Source organism: Mycolicibacterium agri (assembly GCF_002553505.1).
GTDB classification, from domain to species: domain Bacteria; phylum Actinomycetota; class Actinomycetes; order Mycobacteriales; family Mycobacteriaceae; genus Mycobacterium; species Mycobacterium agri.
In genome coordinates, this window is the sequence record NZ_PDCP01000176.1 from 1 (window position 1) to 3,342 (window position 3,342).

General features: G+C 67.9%; 4 protein-coding genes. 3 read left to right on the forward strand and 1 reads right to left on the reverse strand.

All coding sequences use genetic code 11. The features are described 5' to 3' along the window. A partial coding sequence (locus tag CQY20_RS33410) for a hypothetical protein (protein ID WP_133119207.1) occupies window positions 1-206 on the reverse strand: 206 nt, incomplete at its 3' end. On the opposite strand from CQY20_RS33410, the gene CQY20_RS33415 reads away from it, so the two are divergent. The 3 genes from CQY20_RS33415 (at window position 199) to CQY20_RS33425 (ending at window position 3,179) form a co-directional block, all read left to right on the forward strand. Continuing rightward, on the forward strand, window positions 199-792 hold the full coding sequence (locus tag CQY20_RS33415) for a hypothetical protein (RefSeq protein ID WP_097945594.1): 594 nt from the start codon (window positions 199-201) through the stop codon (window positions 790-792). The genes CQY20_RS33410 and CQY20_RS33415 overlap by 8 nt on opposite strands. A gap of 117 nt (window positions 793-909) precedes the next feature. Then, the gene (locus CQY20_RS33420) at window positions 910-2,367 is read left to right on the forward strand and encodes a DDE-type integrase/transposase/recombinase (protein ID WP_097945597.1); all 1,458 of its coding nucleotides are present in this window, start codon (window positions 910-912) and stop codon (window positions 2,365-2,367) included. A 38-nt stretch (window positions 2,368-2,405) separates the two neighbouring features. Next, window positions 2,406-3,179 carry an ExeA family protein gene (locus tag CQY20_RS33425; RefSeq protein ID WP_234816539.1) on the forward strand — a complete coding sequence of 258 codons (774 nt, stop codon included), beginning with the start codon at window positions 2,406-2,408 and terminating at the stop codon, window positions 3,177-3,179. Window positions 3,180-3,342 lie beyond the last annotated feature (163 nt).

Sequence of the window (3,342 nt, forward strand, 5' to 3'; positions counted from 1 at the left end):
TGTTGACCGTCTCTGTGGATGACGACCGCGGGGTGGCCATTCTTCATTGAGGCTGCCGATGTGGCGGTCGGCGTGGTGTCGGGGTTGATCTTGTTCGTGTGCACCGTCAGTGTGACGAGGAACTGATGAGCGCGCGGCACCCCGCTGAAGTCTTGGCCGGCTTGGCGGGGTGCCGCGCTGTAGTGCTTGGAGGCACCGATGGTCACGGTAGAGGTCGATCCTGTTCGCGTCGAATCCCGGCTGGCGACCGGCGCGATTGGCTGCCCGACGTGCCGGAACGGGGTGTTAGGTGGCTGGGGGTATGCCCGGGCCCGGCAGATCGAGGGGCTCAGCGATCCGGTTCGGCCGCGGCGGGCGCGCTGCCGGGCGTGCGCGGTCACTCACGTGTTGTTGCCGGTCACGGTGTTTTTGCGTAGAGCGTATGCGGCGGAACGGATTTGGGCTGCGTTGACCGCCCGCGCCGAGGGGGCTGGGCATCGTCGGATCGGTGCGGGCCTGGGTATGCCGGCGGCGACGGTGCGGGGCTGGCTGCGCCGGGCGGCGCAGCGATTGGAGGCGATCCGATCGTGGTTCCTTGGCATCGCAGTGACCGCCGGGGTGGACGTGCGGATCCCCGACGGGTCCGGGTGCCCCTGGCGGGACGCGTTGGCCGCGGTGGCGACCGCGACCGCCGCGATTCGGTTCCGCTTCGGTGCAGCCGGGTTGTTCGGCGCGGTGATGCCGGATCGGGTGGCGGTCGCGGCCAGCGGTGGTCGGCTGCTGGCACCGGAGTGGCCGCCACCACGCAGCTGACCCTCTGCAACACGAATCGCCCCTGACGCCAGGATGGGGTGATCGGCGATCCTCGCCAAGGCGCCTGCCCGGCAACGGTTTCGGGCGGGCCTTTGATCGGAGAGGAGAACCGAGAAGGTGTCGTTGGAGGAGCACAAGCGCCGCGAACGGGCGCAGGCGATCGGGTTGTTCCGCTATCAGCTGATCTGTCCGGCCCTCGATGAGGGGTTATCGACCAAGCAGCGCGGGCGGCTGGTGCGCGAGATCGCCGCCGGTACCCATACCGACCCGTTCGGCAACCAGGTGCGCATCTCGCGGGAAACGCTGGACCGTTGGATCCGCCGCTACCGTGCCGGTGGGTTCGAGGCGCTGGTGCCAGCCCCGCGGCGGTTGGCCGCGCGCACCGATGCGCAGGTGCTCGAGCTGGCGGCGTCGCTAAAGCGGGAAAACCCCACCCGCACGGTGGCGCAGGTGGCCCGGATCCTGCGCACCGCCACCGGGTGGGCGCCTTCGGAGTCCACGCTGCTGCGCTATTTCCACAAGATGGAGTTGATGGGAGGGGCCCCCGGTGAGGCTCCGGCGGTGTTTGGCCGGTTCGAGGCCACCGAGCCCAATGAGCTGTGGGTCGGCGATGCCCTTCATGGGCCGCGGGTTGGCGATCGCAAAACCTACTTATTCGCTTTCCTTGATGATCACTCCCGGCTGGCCGTGGGCTACCGGTTCGGCTTCGCCGAAGACGCCGTGCGGCTGGCCGCGGCGTTGCGCCCGGCACTGGCCTCACGCGGCGTCCCCGCCGGGATCTACGTGGACAACGGCTCGGCCTTCTGCGACGCCTGGCTTTTACGGGCATGCGCGAAACTCGGTGTGCGCCTGGTGCATTCGGCACCCGGCCGACCCCAAGGGAGGGGCAAGATCGAACGGTGGTTTCGCAGCGTGCGCACCCAGTTCCTCATCGAGGTCGCCGACACCACTAGCGAGGACCTCGCCGCCGCCGGCATCGATCACGCCACCGCGTTGTTGGAGCTTAACCGGTTGTTTGTGGCGTGGGTGGAAACCGAATACCATCGCCGCACCCATACCGAGACCGGGCAGACCCCGTTGGCGCGGTGGGAGGCCGGCTGGGACCGGCTGGGCCACACCCCGGCGATGCCGACCGCTGACGAGTTGACTGAGGCGTTCCTGTGGTCGGAATACCGTGTGGTGGCCAAGACCGCCACCGTGTCGCTGCACGCCAATTCCTACCAGGTCGACCCGGCGTTGGTTGGGCGCAAAGTGGAGTTGGTGTTCTCCCCGTTCGATCTGGAAACCGTCGAGGTCCGCTACCACGACAAGAGCTACGGGAAAGCCCTGCCGCACACCATCTCCCGCCACGCGCACCCCAAAGCCCGACCGGAAACCGCCGAGCCCGAGCCGCCGCCGACGGGGATCGACTATTTGGCGTTGACCGCCACCGCCCACCACGAGCAGCTGCGCCGCGACGAACGCATCGGCTATCACGCCCTCTACGGCGAGGACGGCGAGATTCCCGGCCAGCTGTCCATCGACAACCTCCAACCCGGTGCGGACGTCGGCGCGGAGGGTGAGGTGTCAGCGTGAGTATTCAACGGCTGCAATCACATTGGGGATTCACCCGGATGCCGTTCGGGCGTGACCTGGCTCCGAGCATGCTGCACCGCCATACCAGCCACGGTGAGGCGGTGGCCCGCATCACCTGGTGTGTGGACCAGCGTGCGATCGGGGTGATCACCGGCGAGGTGGGCGCGGGCAAGACCGTGGCCGTGCGGGCGGCCACCGCCAACCTGGATCCATCTCGGCATGTGTTCATCTACCTGGCCAACCCCACCATCGGGGTGCGCGGCATGCTCACCCACATCGTGGCCGCGCTCGGGCACACCCCCGCCTACCACAAATCCGCCCTGGCACCACAGGCCGCCGAAGCGCTGGCCACCGAACACGCCGAACGGGGCCGCCACCCCGTGCTGGTCGTCGACGAAGCCCACCTGCTGGATAACCAGCAGCTCGAAGCGATCCGGCTGTTGACCAATCACGACATGGACTCCGGATCCCCGTTCGCTGTCATCCTCATCGGCCAACCCAGCCTGCGCCACCGACTCCGGCTCGGGGTGCTCGCCGCGTTGGATCAGCGCATCGCGGTGCGCTACGCGATTGCCGGAATGAGCGGCGCCGACACCGCCGACTACATACGACACCACTGCAAAATCGCAGGCCGGGCCGACACCCTGTTCTCCGAGGACGCGATCGGGCTGATCCACAACGCCTCCCGCGGTCACCCCCGCGCGGTCAACAACCTGGCACTGCATGCGCTGACCGCCGCGTTCGCCGCCGATCACGCCATCGTCGACGAAAAGGCAGCGCGTATCGCCATCGCTGAAACCGCCACGGACTGAATCTAATCCGCGTCAACCCAACCACAACCACATCAACCTGACGGCCATCCCGTCACCACGCCCACCACGGCCCCGCTCACCACCCCGAGCGGGGCCGTTCTCATCATCAGATCGTCGTCCACCCCATTGACGCCATCATCGTCATCCTGAGCGACGCGCAACA

Coding starts and splice junctions, on each gene's coding strand:
- CQY20_RS33415 (WP_097945594.1), top strand. CDS start 199: ATGGTCACGGTAGAGGTCGATCCTGTTCGCGTCGAATCCCGGCTGGCG.
- CQY20_RS33425 (WP_234816539.1), top strand. CDS start 2,406: ATGCCGTTCGGGCGTGACCTGGCTCCGAGCATGCTGCACCGCCATACC.